Origin of the sequence: Mucilaginibacter sp. McL0603 (genome assembly GCF_049992945.1) — a bacterium.
Taxonomy (GTDB): Bacteria; Bacteroidota; Bacteroidia; order Sphingobacteriales; family Sphingobacteriaceae; genus Mucilaginibacter.
In genome coordinates, this window is the sequence record NZ_CP188251.1 from 513,242 (window position 1) to 528,063 (window position 14,822).

At 41.8% G+C, this 14,822-nt stretch carries 16 protein-coding genes; 10 read left to right on the plus strand and 6 right to left on the minus strand.

What is annotated here, in order from left to right:
* Positions 1 to 33: 33 nt before the first annotated feature.
* Positions 34 to 717, minus strand: coding sequence for a hypothetical protein (locus tag ACPPVU_RS02500; protein WP_426670116.1), 684 nt, complete (start codon positions 715 to 717; stop codon positions 34 to 36).
* 336 nt (positions 718 to 1,053) lie between these two features.
* Between ACPPVU_RS02500 and ACPPVU_RS02505 the strand changes: the two genes are divergently transcribed.
* Positions 1,054 to 2,769, plus strand: coding sequence for a hypothetical protein (locus ACPPVU_RS02505; RefSeq protein WP_426670117.1), 1,716 nt, complete (start codon positions 1,054 to 1,056; stop codon positions 2,767 to 2,769).
* 357 nt (positions 2,770 to 3,126) lie between these two features.
* On the opposite strand, the gene ACPPVU_RS02510 is transcribed toward ACPPVU_RS02505, so the two are convergent.
* From ACPPVU_RS02510 to ACPPVU_RS02530, 5 genes are all read right to left on the minus strand, one after another.
* A complete protein-coding gene (locus ACPPVU_RS02510; RefSeq protein ID WP_426670118.1) occupies positions 3,127 to 3,858 on the minus strand; it encodes a MauE/DoxX family redox-associated membrane protein in 732 nt (243 codons plus the stop codon).
* Positions 3,859 to 3,942: 84 nt separating this feature from the next.
* Positions 3,943 to 4,503, minus strand: a complete 561-nt coding sequence (locus tag ACPPVU_RS02515; protein WP_426670119.1) for an AraC family transcriptional regulator — start codon at positions 4,501 to 4,503, stop codon at positions 3,943 to 3,945.
* Between the two features lie 67 nt (positions 4,504 to 4,570).
* Positions 4,571 to 5,863 carry an MFS transporter gene (locus tag ACPPVU_RS02520; RefSeq protein WP_426670120.1) on the minus strand — a complete coding sequence of 431 codons (1,293 nt, stop codon included), beginning with the start codon at positions 5,861 to 5,863 and terminating at the stop codon, positions 4,571 to 4,573.
* A 142-nt stretch (positions 5,864 to 6,005) separates the two neighbouring features.
* Positions 6,006 to 7,283: a PQQ-dependent sugar dehydrogenase gene (locus ACPPVU_RS02525; RefSeq protein ID WP_426670121.1), complete on the minus strand. Its 1,278-nt coding sequence runs from the start codon at positions 7,281 to 7,283 to the stop codon at positions 6,006 to 6,008.
* A 248-nt stretch (positions 7,284 to 7,531) separates the two neighbouring features.
* The gene (locus ACPPVU_RS02530; RefSeq protein WP_426670122.1) at positions 7,532 to 8,662 is read right to left on the minus strand and encodes an acyltransferase family protein; all 1,131 of its coding nucleotides are present in this window, start codon (positions 8,660 to 8,662) and stop codon (positions 7,532 to 7,534) included.
* A 376-nt stretch (positions 8,663 to 9,038) separates the two neighbouring features.
* Here ACPPVU_RS02530 and ACPPVU_RS02535 point away from each other — a divergent pair, with 376 nt between their 5' ends.
* From ACPPVU_RS02535 to ACPPVU_RS02575, 9 genes are all read left to right on the plus strand, one after another.
* The gene (locus ACPPVU_RS02535; protein WP_426670123.1) at positions 9,039 to 9,611 is read left to right on the plus strand and encodes a Crp/Fnr family transcriptional regulator; all 573 of its coding nucleotides are present in this window, start codon (positions 9,039 to 9,041) and stop codon (positions 9,609 to 9,611) included.
* Positions 9,612 to 9,721: 110 nt separating this feature from the next.
* On the plus strand, positions 9,722 to 10,240 hold the full coding sequence (locus tag ACPPVU_RS02540) for a YceI family protein (protein WP_426670124.1): 519 nt from the start codon (positions 9,722 to 9,724) through the stop codon (positions 10,238 to 10,240).
* A 29-nt stretch (positions 10,241 to 10,269) separates the two neighbouring features.
* Positions 10,270 to 10,488, plus strand: a complete 219-nt coding sequence (locus tag ACPPVU_RS02545) for a tautomerase family protein (RefSeq protein ID WP_426670125.1) — start codon at positions 10,270 to 10,272, stop codon at positions 10,486 to 10,488.
* Positions 10,489 to 10,701: 213 nt separating this feature from the next.
* Complete coding sequence (locus ACPPVU_RS02550; protein ID WP_426670126.1) at positions 10,702 to 11,079, plus strand: nuclear transport factor 2 family protein; 378 nt, start codon at positions 10,702 to 10,704, stop codon at positions 11,077 to 11,079.
* A 47-nt stretch (positions 11,080 to 11,126) separates the two neighbouring features.
* The gene (locus ACPPVU_RS02555) at positions 11,127 to 11,426 is read left to right on the plus strand and encodes a putative quinol monooxygenase (RefSeq protein ID WP_426670127.1); all 300 of its coding nucleotides are present in this window, start codon (positions 11,127 to 11,129) and stop codon (positions 11,424 to 11,426) included.
* Between the two features lie 37 nt (positions 11,427 to 11,463).
* Entirely contained in the window at positions 11,464 to 12,549 is a 1,086-nt protein-coding gene (locus ACPPVU_RS02560; RefSeq protein WP_426670128.1) for an NAD(P)H-dependent flavin oxidoreductase, read from the plus strand.
* A gap of 181 nt (positions 12,550 to 12,730) precedes the next feature.
* Positions 12,731 to 13,363: a TetR/AcrR family transcriptional regulator gene (locus ACPPVU_RS02565; RefSeq protein WP_426670129.1), complete on the plus strand. Its 633-nt coding sequence runs from the start codon at positions 12,731 to 12,733 to the stop codon at positions 13,361 to 13,363.
* Between the two features lie 77 nt (positions 13,364 to 13,440).
* Positions 13,441 to 14,292 carry an SDR family NAD(P)-dependent oxidoreductase gene (locus ACPPVU_RS02570; protein WP_426670130.1) on the plus strand — a complete coding sequence of 284 codons (852 nt, stop codon included), beginning with the start codon at positions 13,441 to 13,443 and terminating at the stop codon, positions 14,290 to 14,292.
* 54 nt (positions 14,293 to 14,346) lie between these two features.
* Entirely contained in the window at positions 14,347 to 14,799 is a 453-nt protein-coding gene (locus tag ACPPVU_RS02575) for an organic hydroperoxide resistance protein (protein ID WP_426670131.1), read from the plus strand.
* Positions 14,800 to 14,822 lie beyond the last annotated feature (23 nt).

The following is a 14,822-nucleotide window of genomic DNA, read 5'->3' on the forward strand; positions in this document are numbered from 1 at the left end:
AATTTTTTGGCTCAACCCAAAAAATATAAATAGTTACTTAACATTCGGCTGTTCCATTACAGTAACCATTAGATTCTTATTATCAACCGAAGTACCTACCATAAAATTTTCATTACCATTACTTTGAATCGGGGTTAATGGCACAAATCCGTTGGTAACCTTAAAATCGAAATGTTTTAATTCAAAAATTAAATCATCCGCTAATTGCCGAGAGTCTTTATCGGGAGACGCATTCACCTCAACTAAATTTCTCTCAGCTTTTGGGTGTTCATCCCAAAACTTGTTAATTCTTTTCAATAAACTAAAGAACATTACGCTGTCAAGGTGGCGAGGTTTTATTCCATTAAAATTTTCAACCTTTGCATTGTCTCCAACTGCACTGTGATCTACGGTTGCATGGCTTAAATCATATTTGCTTTTGCTAGCAGTGTCATTTTTTTTACTGGAGATTTCAGTATTTGGTATACTTTTTAGCCGAACGTATCGTATTTGGGATTTATCTTTTGTCGGTTTGTTCAATTCTGGGTTTGGCTTATTGGTATGGGGTTTATTTATCAGTAATGGTTGTTTCTTAAGTGTATCTACTGATTTCTTATTATCATCATCATATGCCTCAATGCCGAATACCTTAATGTGTTTGGCCGTTGAAATTTTGAATACTACAATTGCTAAACCTATTGCAAGCAAACATATTATAGCTATTATTGCTGTCTTCATTATCTTATTTTTTGATAATGATTCCAATATCTCTTGAGTTTCTTTAATGCTCCCCATAATTAAAGTCAGGGATACAAATTACTAAGAATTATCGAAACTCCGCTGTTCAAAGTTTGCAGCTTCGAACCACTATGCCTGTAGTTTTCAACTACACGAAAATTGCATTTGTGATAGCAGCGTATACAGGCCCTCGAGCCTAATGCCAGCGCCGTATAAGTGTATAGCACGACCCGCCTCTATCGGCGGTAACGCCCAAATCATCTACCAACATATAAATCAGCAATTTATGCGATTTTTCAATAGCGATTTGTACCTTTAAATACCAGTTAGACCATTATGAGAAAAGCAATATCCGCCATCGGGTTAATGTGTATAGTTTTACTATTTACCGGGGCATCCAAAATACAGTCGTGGCTGGATCGGCCTGCCTATACACATGATATAAGTACATGTGGGGTATATCCTTTAGATATAAAGCCTGGTGCAGATGGTAAGTTTATTCCTGTGCTGCCGGGCTGGGGGCATCATCATTACCAGGTCAATACCAAGTCTGATAGCGCACAGCTCTATTTTGACCAGGGACTGGCTTTTTATTACAGCTATCATTTTACCGAAGCGCAGGCATCATTTAAAGAAGCCGCCCGTTTCGACCCAAATTGCACCATGGCTTATTGGGGGCAGGCGCTCGCGATGGGGCCGTACTACAATAATTATAATTACAAAATGGGCAAGCAGGTGCCAGCCGTTTTAGTTTCATTACAACGGACAAACGCAGGTGCTGATGCCAAGGAAAGCGACCTGGTTAATGCGATGATGCAAAGGTATTCCTCAGACACTACCAATGCCGACCGGAAAGACCTGGATCTCCATTATGCCGATGCCATGCACAAGCTTGTCGCTAAATATCCTGCGGATAATGACATCAAAGCACTATACATTGATGCTGTGATGCTGTGCCACAAATGGGATTTCTGGAATACAGAGGGAACCCCAAAACCCTGGACTCCCGAGCTCGTCAATTTATGCGAGGCTATACTGAAGACGGACTCTGTGCAGCCGGCAGCGCTGCATTATTATATCCACGTCACAGAAGCATCCCGCCATCCTGAGGTTGCGCTGCATTATGCAGACGTTTTAAAAGACCAAATGCCCGGCGTAGGCCATATGGTGCATATGGCTACACATTCTTATCAGCGCAATGGTCTGTTTGCTAAAGGTGTAGTGGTGAACGAAGAGTCAAATACGGTATACAATAATGTGGATTCTATTGCGCCCTCTTTACATTTAGGAAAAAATAATCTTATTCATGTTTATGCGGTGCAGTCGTATTGCGCCATGAATGCCGGGATGTTTACCAAAGGTATGCCTGTTTACATGCGGGCAAAAGACAGACTGGTGGCACAAGCACCGTCTTTCAAAAATAGCGCTTATGCACAGTTTGTTTATATGATACCGGAGATTGCCTACGCCCGTTTAGGAAAATGGCAGGAAATATTAAACCAACCGCATCCGGATGCGCAGTGGAAATTCGCAGTGATCCTGGATGATTTTTCAAAAGGACTGGCCCATGTCCACAATAAAAATATAACCGAAGCCAAACAGTGCCTTGATGAACTTCGGAATAATTTGTCTGATGGTTTACTTGCTATCCGGGCTATGCCTTTTAACAAACCACAACAGATATGCCAAATAGCCGCCGACATTTTATCCGGCGAGATCCTGTATGCCGAAGGCAAACCTGACGAAGCCATTGTTGCCTTGAAAAATGCCGTCAGCGGCGAAGAGCAATTAATTTACCGCGAACCCCAGGAGTGGTTTATCCCTGCCAGACAATACCTGGGCTATTATCTTTTAAAAATCAACAAGCCTGCCGAGGCAGCCAAAGTTTATAACGATGACCTGATAGCAAACCCCGAAAACGGATGGTCATTGTTAGGGATGTATAACAGCCTTACTGCCCAAAACAAAATAAGCGAAGCAGCCAATTATAAATTGAGATATAATAAGGCGTTTGCAGAAGCTGATATTAAGCCCGTTAACTCTGTTTATTGAACCGCCTATTCCAGCCTTCAAGCTGGACTTTGTGGTAATTATTGATATAAATTTCTTTCCTTGGCAGCTACCGTGTACCAGCATCCATATTTCTCAAGAAAAGCTGCTCCGCCTGGAGCTAAATGTTGGTAGAACGATAATTAAAGTGATTTTTTTTACGCCGATAGGTGCAATACCTGGACCATGCATTTTGAATAACAATGGCGAAAAATGTATTGCACCTATGGCGCAAAAATAGCTTTCATATCTTTTTTTTCTACCGACATTTTGCCCCGATGGGCTAAATCATAAAGATGTGGGTACACTGTTGCCACCACCGCCTATTCAAGCCACGCTAAACCTGACGGGATACAGGAATTATATCAGCAACATAATCAAACTCATTATAATCATTAATCCATCTTCTATAATGGTGACTGTACTCATAGGCAGATTAAACACTGCACCCAGGCAAGCACACTTGATCTGACGTTTGTTAAGTACACTTTGCACTACCCCAACCAGGCTTATCGACATTACAGCAAACGTAATACCACTAGTGAGTTTTGGCAATAAATCGGTGGCGTATAAAAGCCCTAAAGCCAGCTCAACAAATACGTATACATAAGCCCAGCCTTTAAAACGTTTAGCAACAAGGTCATACATAGAATAACTATCCGCAAACCCTTGTATATCCAATAACTTAAAAAATGAAAATGCAAGGAAAAAACCGCTCATGAAAATCCGCATGGCTGTTAATCCATTGATCCCGTCTGAAGTTTTACCCGCAATAAGGGCAATTGCAAACAGGTAAGTGCCTATAAATAAAATAGGTTTATAGGTTTGGAGCCAGCTTTTGTTTTCAGCCTGATCATTTTGCTCTACAACTGCATGATGTGTATGTGCTTCGCTTAACTGGTATTTAGGGTAATCAGCCAGTGCCAATTGCAGATCTTTAGTTGCGATATGTTTTGCCATGGTGATATCTGCTGTACCTTCAGTCAGGGAAATATCTACCTGTTTAACATTGGGAACTTTTTTTAACAAGCTCTCTACCTTCGCAAGGCAACCGGTGCACGTCATACCGGTTATTTGATATGTGTGTGTCATGATGTTTTGAAATCTTTTATGACACAAAACTACTACTGCACCCTCGGGAAGCTATTACAGAATTTTGGGAATCTGTTACAGGATTTACAGGTTGTCCAGGCTGGTACGCTTGTGACCCTTCAGCTCTTTAAAGGCAGAAGTAGTTAATCCCGTAACCTGCTTAAATTGGGCAGAAAGATGGGCAACGCTGCTGTAGCCTGTTTGATACGCGATTTCTGATAAAGTGAGTTCATTATAAACCAAAAGTTCCTTAACCCGCTCAATCTTTTGTGCGATGTGATACTTTTCAATAGTCTGCCCTTCAACTGATGAGAACAAATTACTCAGATAGGTATAATCATGCTGTAGTTTATCAGCCAATAATACCGAAAGTTTAAAAGGCTGCGGACCAGGGCTGTAATGCACAAGCTCAATGATTTGTGTTTTGATTTGTTCAATCAGCAGACTTTTCTGATCGTCAATCAGTTCGAAACCAAGTGATTTTAAACTGTTGCGCAATTGCTCCAGTTGCATTGGTTCCGGGGCTGTTTTGAGTGTTACTTCACCCAGCTCTACCTGTTCTGTCGCAATCCCGACTTTTTCAAGCTCGTTTTTCACCGCCATTTTACAGCGGTTGCATACCATATTGCGGATGTAGAGTTTCAAGCGTGTAAAGATAAATGTTTGTCTCCTTAATTTGTTTCATTACACCCTGCCCAATGAGTGGACAACCCTAAACCTTGCTTGTATCTACTTCTTTCATTGACGACCATGCCGCAAGCAATGCCAAAAAAGTAATAGCTGCCGCAAATGACAAGTAGTAACCAACATAATTAAGTCCATAACTTGTTGCCAGCTTTGTGGCAAGCGCGGGTGTTAATGATGCACCCAGTATACCCGCCAATGTGAAAGCTAATGAAGCTCCCGTATAGCGTACCGATGCGGGGAAAATACCGGCGAGTGCAGTACCTATCGGACCATAAGTAAGACCCATTAAAAACATACCCAACACCAGGAATCCAACCGTTATTGCCCAACTACCCGTGCTGAACAAAGCCGAGAAAAACAGGCCGAACAAGAAAATGCCAACTGTTGCCGCGATCAGCATCGGTCCGCGGCCGTATTTATCCGCCAAAACAGACGAAATGGGAATACCCAACCCAAAGAATAAAACCGATATCATCTGCGCGATCAAAAAACTGGTACGCGAATAATGCAGGGCTGAAGTTCCCCAGCTCAAAGTGAACACAGTCATCAGATAGAACAACAGGAAAGTAGTAATAGTAGCCAGCGTACCTAATACAATAGCCTTTGTGTGTTTCACAAACACATCTATTATGGGCAGTTTTACACGCTCATTTTTTTCGATGATCTTAATAAAATCAGGCGTTTCAGTCAGTTTTAAGCGGACATAAAGGCCCACCCAAACCAACAGTGCACTGGCAATAAACGGTATGCGCCAGCCGAAGCTTAAAAACTGCTGATCGCTCATGTATTTACTCAATAGCAAAAACGTTCCCGTCGAAATAAAAAACCCGATGGGTGCACCTAATTGCGGGAACATGCCGTACCATCCTTTTTTACCCGGCGGTGCATTTTCTGTGGCTAGTAATACAGCGCCTCCCCATTCGCCCCCTAAACCCAACCCTTGCCCAAAACGGAATAGCGCCAAAAGAATAGGCGCCATAATACCGATAGACTGATAACCCGGCAACAAGCCTATCGCTACGGTTGACGGCCCCATGGTCATTAAAGCGGCTACCAACGTAGCTTTACGGCCTTTGCGGTCACCAAAGTGACCAAATAGTGCGGCGCCTATTGGACGGGCAAGAAATGCCAGCGCAAATGTGGCTAAAGATTCAAGCGTAGCCAAAGCAGGGTCACCACCCGGGAAAAACAATTTCGGGAACACCAGCACAGCCGCGGCGGCATAAATATAAAAATCAAAAAACTCGATAGTAGTTCCGATGAGGCTGGCTATAAGGATACGCCTTACGGGATTTGTTGTGGTAATGGTTTGGTTCATTCGTGTTCGTAATTCGGCTTATGATAAAGCAAACCCAAACATATCATATTTGGACGAATAATTTAGCTTAATCAGCATCAGCAAAAAAGCCTCAAATCTTTCAACTTAAGGCCTTCTTCTGATAACAGAAATAATCAATTACTTATTTCTTCTCCGAGTAACTTATCCTGAAAATAGTCCCTTTCAAATCATCCGAAACATATAAAGAACCGTCTGGTCCCTGGGCTAAACCCATAGGGCGGTATTGAAGTGGCCCCTTGGGTTTACTCAGGTCTATGCCGGCAAAGTTATCGGCAAATATTTCCCAATCGCCTGATGGCTTGCCGTCTTTGAAAGGTACAAAAGCTATCAGGAATCCTTTTTTCAGTTCTGGTGATTGGTTATGGAAAACTATAAATGCTCCGTTCCGGTATTTTTCAGGGAACATGCTACCGGTATAAAATAACAGGTCGTTTGGAGCCAGATGTGCCGGGAAAGCAGCAATGGGATCAAGATATTTGCCTTCAACTGTCTTTTTACCATCCCCGCCATATTCGGGCGAAAGCATTTTCTTTTTCTTAAACTGATCATAGTAAACAAAAGGCCAGCCGGCATCAACGCCCTTATGCAGTTCGTACATGGTTTCAGCAGGCAGTTCTGCACTTTGTTTGGGCGTATAGTATTGCGGAAACTTATCATCAAACGGTCCCCTGCCATGCTGCATGGCAAACAGGGAATTTGTACTGCTATTCCAATTTATGCCAACTACATTCTTAAGTCCGCGGGCATAATGCACTGCATCGCCATAGCTTTGGTCGGTCTTATTTGTTTTAAATTGCCATACACCGCCCACCGAATCCAAAAGCGGGCATCCCGGTATCCCTTCACCAGAGTTGGGCTTGCGACAGGTTTCATTATAAGATCCAACGGTTACATACAAATTACCCTGATCGTCAATAGCTATCGACTTGGAATTGTCGCGTTGCTTATCTACCAGTCCTTTAACAATGGTTTCCGGCTTGCCCGTATCGGTCACCATGCCCTTATCGTCTAGTTTATATTTAAACACCCCGCTATTAGACGATGCATAAAGCTCATCGTTTTTTATCAGGATACCTGTGCCCGGATAATCTGCAAAACCTATTTTTTTGTCTACTACGCCGTCATGGTTGGTATCAGTCAGGAAGTAGATACCTTTCCCGTCTTTCAGCGCATTTAGCTTGACATAGATATCACCCTGCTTAGTAACAGCCAGGTGTCTCAATGCTCCGAGGGAATCAGCCACAATAGTAGCAGAAAACCCGGTTGGAAGTTTCAAATTAGTTTTATGAAGTGTATCACTTTTATTTTCAGCGGTTTTATTGCTGTTGCAGCTTATTAAACCGGTTGAAAAAGTAAGTGCTAAAAAAGAACAGGCACAGCAAAGGATTATTTTTCTCATAAAATTTAAGGTGAGATGTTTTAGTTATAACAAAACTATAAAATATTTCGCCTGTAAAGTTAGGCTCTATTCACAGTATTCGGAAGATCGAAAAAATATACAACATCATTCATTTTGTCATTCTGAACGTAGTGAAGAATCTTCTGCGTTTATTAAGTATGCGCTGTACTTTCCACCGTAAAGTCCTGATGAAGAAGATTCTTCGCTCTCGCTCAGAATGACAATTCCCTGTTTTGGACTTGTGGTCTCTATCCCGCTTTTTTCATCAAAAATCGCTTTTTAAGCCACTCGCGAACAGGTTCATCATAAAATTTCAGCGACGCATAAGCCACTGCAACACTCACAATAAGTAGCCCAACACCAGCCAAAAGACCCGGCCCCATCGGTATTTTATTGTTAACCACCCAGGCCATATGCAGGTAGATCAGTGGATAATGTGTAATGTAGAGCGGGTAGGATATCGCTCCGAGGAACTTACATATCTTGGTGGAATATTTTCCTGTCATAGTGCCCCCCGCACCGATATAAACGATCAGCGGGAAAAGAATGATGATGCAAAATGACTCATATAGGCCGTTCATCCATAGGTCTTTGGTACCACCCAATCTTGGAATTGAGAATATAATAATAAGCAGCAGGCTGCATATCGCAAAAGCCCCTTTAATATGGATCAGTTTTCCCATACGACAAAGCAGCACTCCACCAAAAAACGGATAAAGCACACGGGCAAAGCCGACATGAAGCTGAGTTTTATCCAGGGCCCATCCACCAATAACATCGCCCTGCGGACCCATTACTAAATATTGGACTAAAAAGCAGGCCGACAGAAATACAAATATCGCAAGCAATGTTTTTGAGAACTTGCGTATAATCACCGCATACAAAATATTGGCAATGTATTCGAAAAATAGCGACCAGGCGGGCCCATTCAGCGGATGCATTTCCTGCCAGCCACGGATGTCCATCGATATGGGCAAAGGAAGCATTGTAAAACCGACCGCCATCACCAGCAACATTTTCCACAAAGGTGTTCCGGCGATAAGCGGGAACGCACCGCTAGCCTGGAAGTAAAAAAGAATTGCCCCTATTATCGTACCAATGATCACCATCGGTTGCAAACGGATCAGGCGGCGTTTGTAAAAATCCCATTGGGTCATTTTACCCCAGCGGTCATCATACGCATAAGCTACCACGAAACCCGACAACACAAAAAAGAAGTCGACCGCCAGATAACCATGATTAATTATTTGGTGAAAACGATCGCCGGAATATGTTTCAAGTACATGAAAGGTGACTACCAGAATAGAGGCTACGCCACGCAAGCCGTCCAGTATCTCATAATGGTTTTTTGATTCGAGGTATGCAGGATTTTTACTCATTAGCCTTTTAAATTGGGATAAAGATGGTTGTTGGTCTATAATTGGTTAGGTCTGGCAACAAGTCTATTGCGTTCGCCCGACACAATGATAAATAAAACTTTTAATCCGGCAAGAGAAATATTTACAATTAGCTTGCCTATTTAAATTTTTCTGGCAATGCATAGAGAATCAAACTGGCCGTAAAACTTAAAATGTGGAGAATTTAGCAGAGAATTTTTTATGACATAAGTTGGGCCCGATTCATCGCGCATTTCGTAAAAATCATGAAATTGACAGCAGTTCGATTAAATATTAAAAGCAAGAATGATTTTATATGTCGTCTTTTCTATTAGAATTCCTAATTTTAAAAACTGTAGTAATATACCTATAACTATCAATGGAGGCTAAAGAAATATTAAAAGCTCATATAGCTAAAATAACCCTATTAACTGATGAGCAGTTTGATTATTTCTTTTCGCACTTTAAAAAACTGAGCTTTAAAAAAGGACAGGTCATTATTGCCGAGGGCGATATGGTAGATTGCGAATACTTTGTGGTCTCCGGCTGCTTAAAATCCTTCTTTATCAATGATGAGCTAAAAATGTTCATCCTGCAGTTTGCCATGCCCACCTGGTGGGCTTCTGATTACAACGCGTTATATAATCATACCAAGGCCACCATCAACGTGGACTGTATTACCGATTCGGAGGTGCTTTGTATTACCAATGACGATAGGGAAAAGCTATGTAACGAACTTCACAATGCAGAACATTTTTTCCGGTGGCGAACCAATAAAGGCTATATCGCAACTCAAAAACGGCTGCTGTCCTTAATGAACAATGATGCAAAACATCGCTATGAAGAACTTTTAAAGCTATATCCTGAGCTTTATAATATCGTACCTAAAAATCTGATTGCTGCATACTTAGGTGTTTCAAGAGAAACACTTAGCAGGTTATACCATGGCTGAAAAGTGACATACATCACATAAATATTGCCTTCCGTTAAATGTGATATAGGTCACACGGCCACCTGAGTTTTCCTAACGAAATTTGTTGTGTAATTAAAAACACAAATAAAATGGAAAATCAAAAATTTGAAATCGTAAGTACCCAAAGCAATATTGATTGGGTAGGCAAAAAGGTAACCGGTGCACACAATGGCACCATAGCAGTTAAAAAAGGTGAACTCATTTTAAATGGTGGCAACCTTACCGGCGGTAAATTTGTCATCGACACTACCTCCATCAAAATACTGGATGTAACCGACCCCGCAACTAATGCGCAATTCTTCGGTCATTTGGCCTCTGATGATTTTTTCTCTACTGAAAAATACCCTGAAGCAATTTTAGAGATCACTTCAGTTTCAGGCAAACATGTTGAAGGCAATCTGACAATAAAAGGAATTACCCATCCCGTAAGTTTTGATGCAACAGTTAATATTAATGGCGATGTGTTAATAGCAACCGGCAAGCTTGTAATTGACCGTACCAAATATGAAATGAAATTCCGTTCCGGTAATTTCTTTAAGGATTTAGGCGATACGCTGATCTACAATGATTTTGAACTGAATGTAAGTGTAACCGCTAAAGCTGCTTAATTAGTCGCTTTGACATAAAAATTAAAGTCATGCCATACGTTAAAATAGAAATAACCCGCGAAGGTGTTACAAGGGAACAAAAGCAAACCCTTATAAAAGGGGTAACAGACCTGATAGTCAACACACTTAACAAAGATCCGCATTTAACCCACGTGGTGATACAGGAAATTGATCTGGATGACTGGGGCTTTGCCGGAGAACAAGTATCTGTATTGCGGGAAAAGGGTATTACTGCTGATAAAAAATAAAACAATGAACCGTCATGAGCTGCCGCTCAAAAACAGACTGAGTATAGCTCATGATAGCTTCATTGCCACTTATAAAAAATATAATAGTGAAAAAGCAAACCATAGTAGGTGGTATGGTCGCCGGACAAAATCTCAATTAATATGAAAACGCTTTTATTGACCGCTTTTTTGTCCTGCAGCTTGCTGGTCTTAAAAGCACAAAATTCAAAGAAAATGGAAACTACTCAAGATTCATTAGCAATTAGCCAGGTGCTGGAAAATTATTACTTCAAAGGGATATACGAAGGTAATGTAACTGTATTAGGCAGCACTTTTAACCCCGGCACTTTATTATTCGGCGATGTGAAGGGACAACCTTATGCCAAAACCCTCGATCAGTACCTTGACGGCGTAAAAAATCGTCAAAGCCCGAAGGATTCCGGTAAACCTTTTAAAGGAACTATCATTTCGGTTGATGTGATCAACTCTATAGCTGTTGCCAAAGTTCACGTTAAAATGTACGACTTTAACTACGATGAGTTCCTGTCGTTTCATAAAATCGATAACCACTGGCTGATCGTCAATAAAATGATCACCGATGTGGCTGAATAAAAGCGGGGTAACTGATAAACAGAAAATCATCCTAAATAATATTAGCCATGGAAAAATTAATCTTAATTGCCAATATCAATATACTCCCGGGTTTTGAAGACGAAGTTAAAAAAGCGGCGATTGCACTGGCTGCCGAAACCCGCCAGGAAACAGGTTCTGAATCATTTCTGATCCATACCCGGAATGACTCGCCTCAAACCATCGTTTTCTACGAGATCTACCACAGCCAGGAGGCTTTCCAGCAGCACAAGACCTTCGCTTACTCCGAAAAATTTTTTGAATTCGTGAATGGGAAGATTAAAGATGATAAGATCGAAGTCATTTTTCTAACGAGATTGGATAGTTGACAACAATGCACAACGTAAACGAATAAAATTGAAACCCATGTGGTACAATACAAAAGCAGCTGAAATATTAGGCATTGAATATCCAATTTTGCAAGGACCGTTCGGCGGTAACCTGTCATCTGTTGAGCTGGTATCAACAGTATCTAACGCCGGGGGGCTTGGAGGCTACGGGGCCTATACATTAAGCCCGCAGGAAATCATTGAGGTAGATAAGCAAATAAAGACTGCAACTAATAAACCCTATAACATTAATCTATGGGTTTCGGATACAGACGCGCCCGATGGAACTGTGACTGATGCGCAATACGAACAGGCTAAACAGCTGTTCAAGCCTTATTTTGATGAGTTGGGAATTGCTCTGCCTGAAAAACCTGCCCCGTTCAAATCAAGGTTTGAAAACCAGGTAGGGGTGATATTAGACATCCGGCCAAAAGTATTCAGCTTTATGTTTGGCGTACCGTCGGCTGATGTGCTGGAACAATGCCGCAGGCTGGGTATCAAAACCGTTGGCGCAGCCACTACTTTAGATGAGGCCATCTTTTTAGAAAATGCCGGTGTGGATATGATCATTGCTTCCGGCTTTGAGGCGGGAGGGCATCGTCCATCATTTCTTGCAACAGCAGAATCCTCTACTATCGGGACTTTTGTACTGCTCCAGTTGATTAAAGAAAAGGTAAAGACCCCGATTATCGCCGCAGGCGGTATTGCAAATGGTAAAGGCGTTGCAGCAGCTTTGGCATTGGGCGCAAGTGGTGCACAGATCGGTACTGCTTTCCTGGCGACTGACGAATCCAACGCTTTACCCATCCACAGGCAAATGTTGTTTTCTAACGCTGCAAAATACACTACATTATCACGAGCATTTACCGGGAGACTCGGAAGGGGAATAACCAGCAGAATTGCCAAAGATCTTTTAGGAAAAGAAAAACAATTTCTGCCGTTCCCATTACAAACAACATTCATGTCCTCATTACGGAAAGCAGCACTTGAACAGGAAAAATGGGATATGATCTTATTCTGGGGCGGACAAATTACACCGATACTAAAACACAAAAAAGCCGCCGAACTGATGAGCTCTATCCTCGAAGAGACCACAGCATACTTTGATCATTTAAAAGCTTAAGAGCAAATTCTTAAGTTGACTCACTCACAACAAAGTCCGCCTATATTTATCTTTATCAGGCGGGCTTTTGGCACACGCTACCGTCAACTTTGATCATCCGCAAAAGCTAAATGCTCCTGATTGTCACCACTTTGTAAAGATGCCTTGCTTTATGAAAAATAGCTTCTGATAAATTTGCAAAATGACCGAAAGGTCATTTATATTTGTACTGTTATTCAGAAAGAAAATGACAAAGGCAGAAAGAACCAAACAGTTTATCCTTGAGAAATCAGCACCTATCTTTAACACAAAAGGTGTGGCCGGAACGGCAATGAGTGATATTATGGAAGCTACAAAACTGGCTAAAGGCAGTTTATATGTGCATTTTGATAGCAAAGAAGATCTATCATACGCAGTAGTTGACTATAACCTGGATAAGTTGGCTGAAAAAAGTGTTGCTGCTATGAACAAACACAAAACAGCAAAAGGCAAAATCCTCGCATTTGTTGATCTTTATAGCGATCCGCTTAATCCACCTGTTGTGGGAGGCTGTCCCATGCTGAATTTTGGAATGGAAGCCGACGACACCAACCCCATTATCAAACAAAAAGTGAACAGGATGGTACAGGCTTCTCCGCAAAAGCTTGCAGCAATTATTGAGCAGGGAATTAAGGATGGAGAATTTAAAAATAGCTGGAACGCAAAAGAATTTGGCATCAAAATGTTTGCAATGATCGAAGGTGGTATATTGATGTCTCGCGTTTCGGGGAATAAAGAGCGGATGACTATCTTAATAAATGTGATAAAAAAAGAAATCGAAGAAAACAGCATATAATTTTTTTACCCAATAAGTGACCGATCGGTCACTTATTTAACCTATAAAAGTTCATAATCAATTAAAAAAATAAAACAATGGAAACTAACAAAACAGGAGATATCTCAAAAGCTCCAAAAGTATTTTTAATAACAGGTGCTTCACGTGGATTTGGCAAATTATGGGCCGAAGCATTTTTGAAACGTGGTGACAAAGTAGCCGCCACCGCAAGAAACCTGGATCACCTTAATGACCTTGTAGAAAAGTATGGTGATGCCGTGCTTCCAATAAAACTGGATGTAAATAATCGCGAACAAAGTATTGAGGCTGTTAAACAGGCCAAAGATCATTTCGGAAGAATTGATGTACTGATCAACAATGCAGGCTACGGCTTATTTGGTGCGATAGAAGAGACTACCGAGCAGGAAGCAAGGGAACAGATCGAAACTAACTTTTTTGGCGTACTCTGGGCAACCCAGGCGGTTCTTCCGATTATGAGAGAACAAAAAAGCGGTCATATTATACAGGTTTCCAGTTTCCTGGGTTTGGTAACATTGCCTGTGCTGGGACTATATAATGCGTCCAAATTTGCAGTTGAAGGCCTGTCTGAAACATTGGCTACTGAAGTGGCAGGTTTTGGTATCAAAGTCTCTTTGATAGAACCAAACGGTTTTTCAACCGACTGGGCCGGAGCATCCGCCATCCAGACAACACAAACAGAAGTTTATGCCCCATTGAAAAAAGCATTCTCTGAAGGAGCTACAGCAGATACATGGGGTGTACCAGAGGCCACTGTTGATGCCGTTATCAAACTCGTTGATTCAGCTAATCCCCCATTAAGATTGCTGTTAGGTAAAGTAGCCTATCAGGCTGTAACGCAAACCTACGAAAAGCGTTTGGCCGGCTTTGCGGAATGGAAGGAAGTTTCTGAAGCTGCTCATGGAAAATAATTAATGCTATATAGGCCTGGTCACAATAAACAGAATAAGTAAAAAATTAAAACAATGGAAAATAACCAAACAGTGTATCCACAAGTGGATACCCCAATCGAAAAAGTATTGTATACAGCCAAGACTCGCACCATAGGTGGCAGGGAGGGCGGCTCATCCCGCACTTCTGATGGAGCCCTGGACATTAAATTATCCGTTCCGGGCACACCGGGTGATGGCACCAATCCGGAACAACTTTTTGCAGCTGGCTGGTCATCTTGTTTCTTCAGTGCGATGAAGATCGTGGCCGGGCAAATGAAGGTGCGTTTCCCTGTTGATGCTGCCATTGATGCCGAAGTGGATCTGGGCTTAACCGGCGAAGCTTTCGCTATACAGGCCCGCCTTAACATCAGTTTGCCTGGTTTGGATCGCGGGATCGCCCGGGCACTGGCTGATGGAGCTCATCAAATATGCCCTTATTCAAAAGCTACACGCGGTAATATTAATGTAGAGATCAATCTGATCTAAGCATATCGTTCACAGAATTTAAA

What these genes read in the sequence shown, in the direction of transcription:
- ACPPVU_RS02500 (WP_426670116.1), bottom strand. Translation starts at nt 717, where the DNA reads ATGAAGACAGCAATAATAGCTATAATATGTTTGCTTGCAATAGGTTTA.
- ACPPVU_RS02505 (WP_426670117.1), top strand. Translation starts at nt 1,054, where the DNA reads ATGAGAAAAGCAATATCCGCCATCGGGTTAATGTGTATAGTTTTACTA.
- ACPPVU_RS02510 (WP_426670118.1), bottom strand. Translation starts at nt 3,858, where the DNA reads ATGACACACACATATCAAATAACCGGTATGACGTGCACCGGTTGCCTT.
- ACPPVU_RS02520 (WP_426670120.1), bottom strand. Translation starts at nt 5,863, where the DNA reads ATGAACCAAACCATTACCACAACAAATCCCGTAAGGCGTATCCTTATA.
- ACPPVU_RS02525 (WP_426670121.1), bottom strand. Translation starts at nt 7,283, where the DNA reads ATGAGAAAAATAATCCTTTGCTGTGCCTGTTCTTTTTTAGCACTTACT.
- ACPPVU_RS02530 (WP_426670122.1), bottom strand. Translation starts at nt 8,662, where the DNA reads ATGAGTAAAAATCCTGCATACCTCGAATCAAAAAACCATTATGAGATA.
- ACPPVU_RS02535 (WP_426670123.1), top strand. Translation starts at nt 9,039, where the DNA reads ATGGAGGCTAAAGAAATATTAAAAGCTCATATAGCTAAAATAACCCTA.
- ACPPVU_RS02540 (WP_426670124.1), top strand. Translation starts at nt 9,722, where the DNA reads ATGGAAAATCAAAAATTTGAAATCGTAAGTACCCAAAGCAATATTGAT.
- ACPPVU_RS02545 (WP_426670125.1), top strand. Translation starts at nt 10,270, where the DNA reads ATGCCATACGTTAAAATAGAAATAACCCGCGAAGGTGTTACAAGGGAA.
- ACPPVU_RS02550 (WP_426670126.1), top strand. Translation starts at nt 10,702, where the DNA reads ATGGAAACTACTCAAGATTCATTAGCAATTAGCCAGGTGCTGGAAAAT.
- ACPPVU_RS02555 (WP_426670127.1), top strand. Translation starts at nt 11,127, where the DNA reads ATGGAAAAATTAATCTTAATTGCCAATATCAATATACTCCCGGGTTTT.
- ACPPVU_RS02560 (WP_426670128.1), top strand. Translation starts at nt 11,464, where the DNA reads ATGTGGTACAATACAAAAGCAGCTGAAATATTAGGCATTGAATATCCA.
- ACPPVU_RS02565 (WP_426670129.1), top strand. Translation starts at nt 12,731, where the DNA reads ATGACCGAAAGGTCATTTATATTTGTACTGTTATTCAGAAAGAAAATG.
- ACPPVU_RS02570 (WP_426670130.1), top strand. Translation starts at nt 13,441, where the DNA reads ATGGAAACTAACAAAACAGGAGATATCTCAAAAGCTCCAAAAGTATTT.
- ACPPVU_RS02575 (WP_426670131.1), top strand. Translation starts at nt 14,347, where the DNA reads ATGGAAAATAACCAAACAGTGTATCCACAAGTGGATACCCCAATCGAA.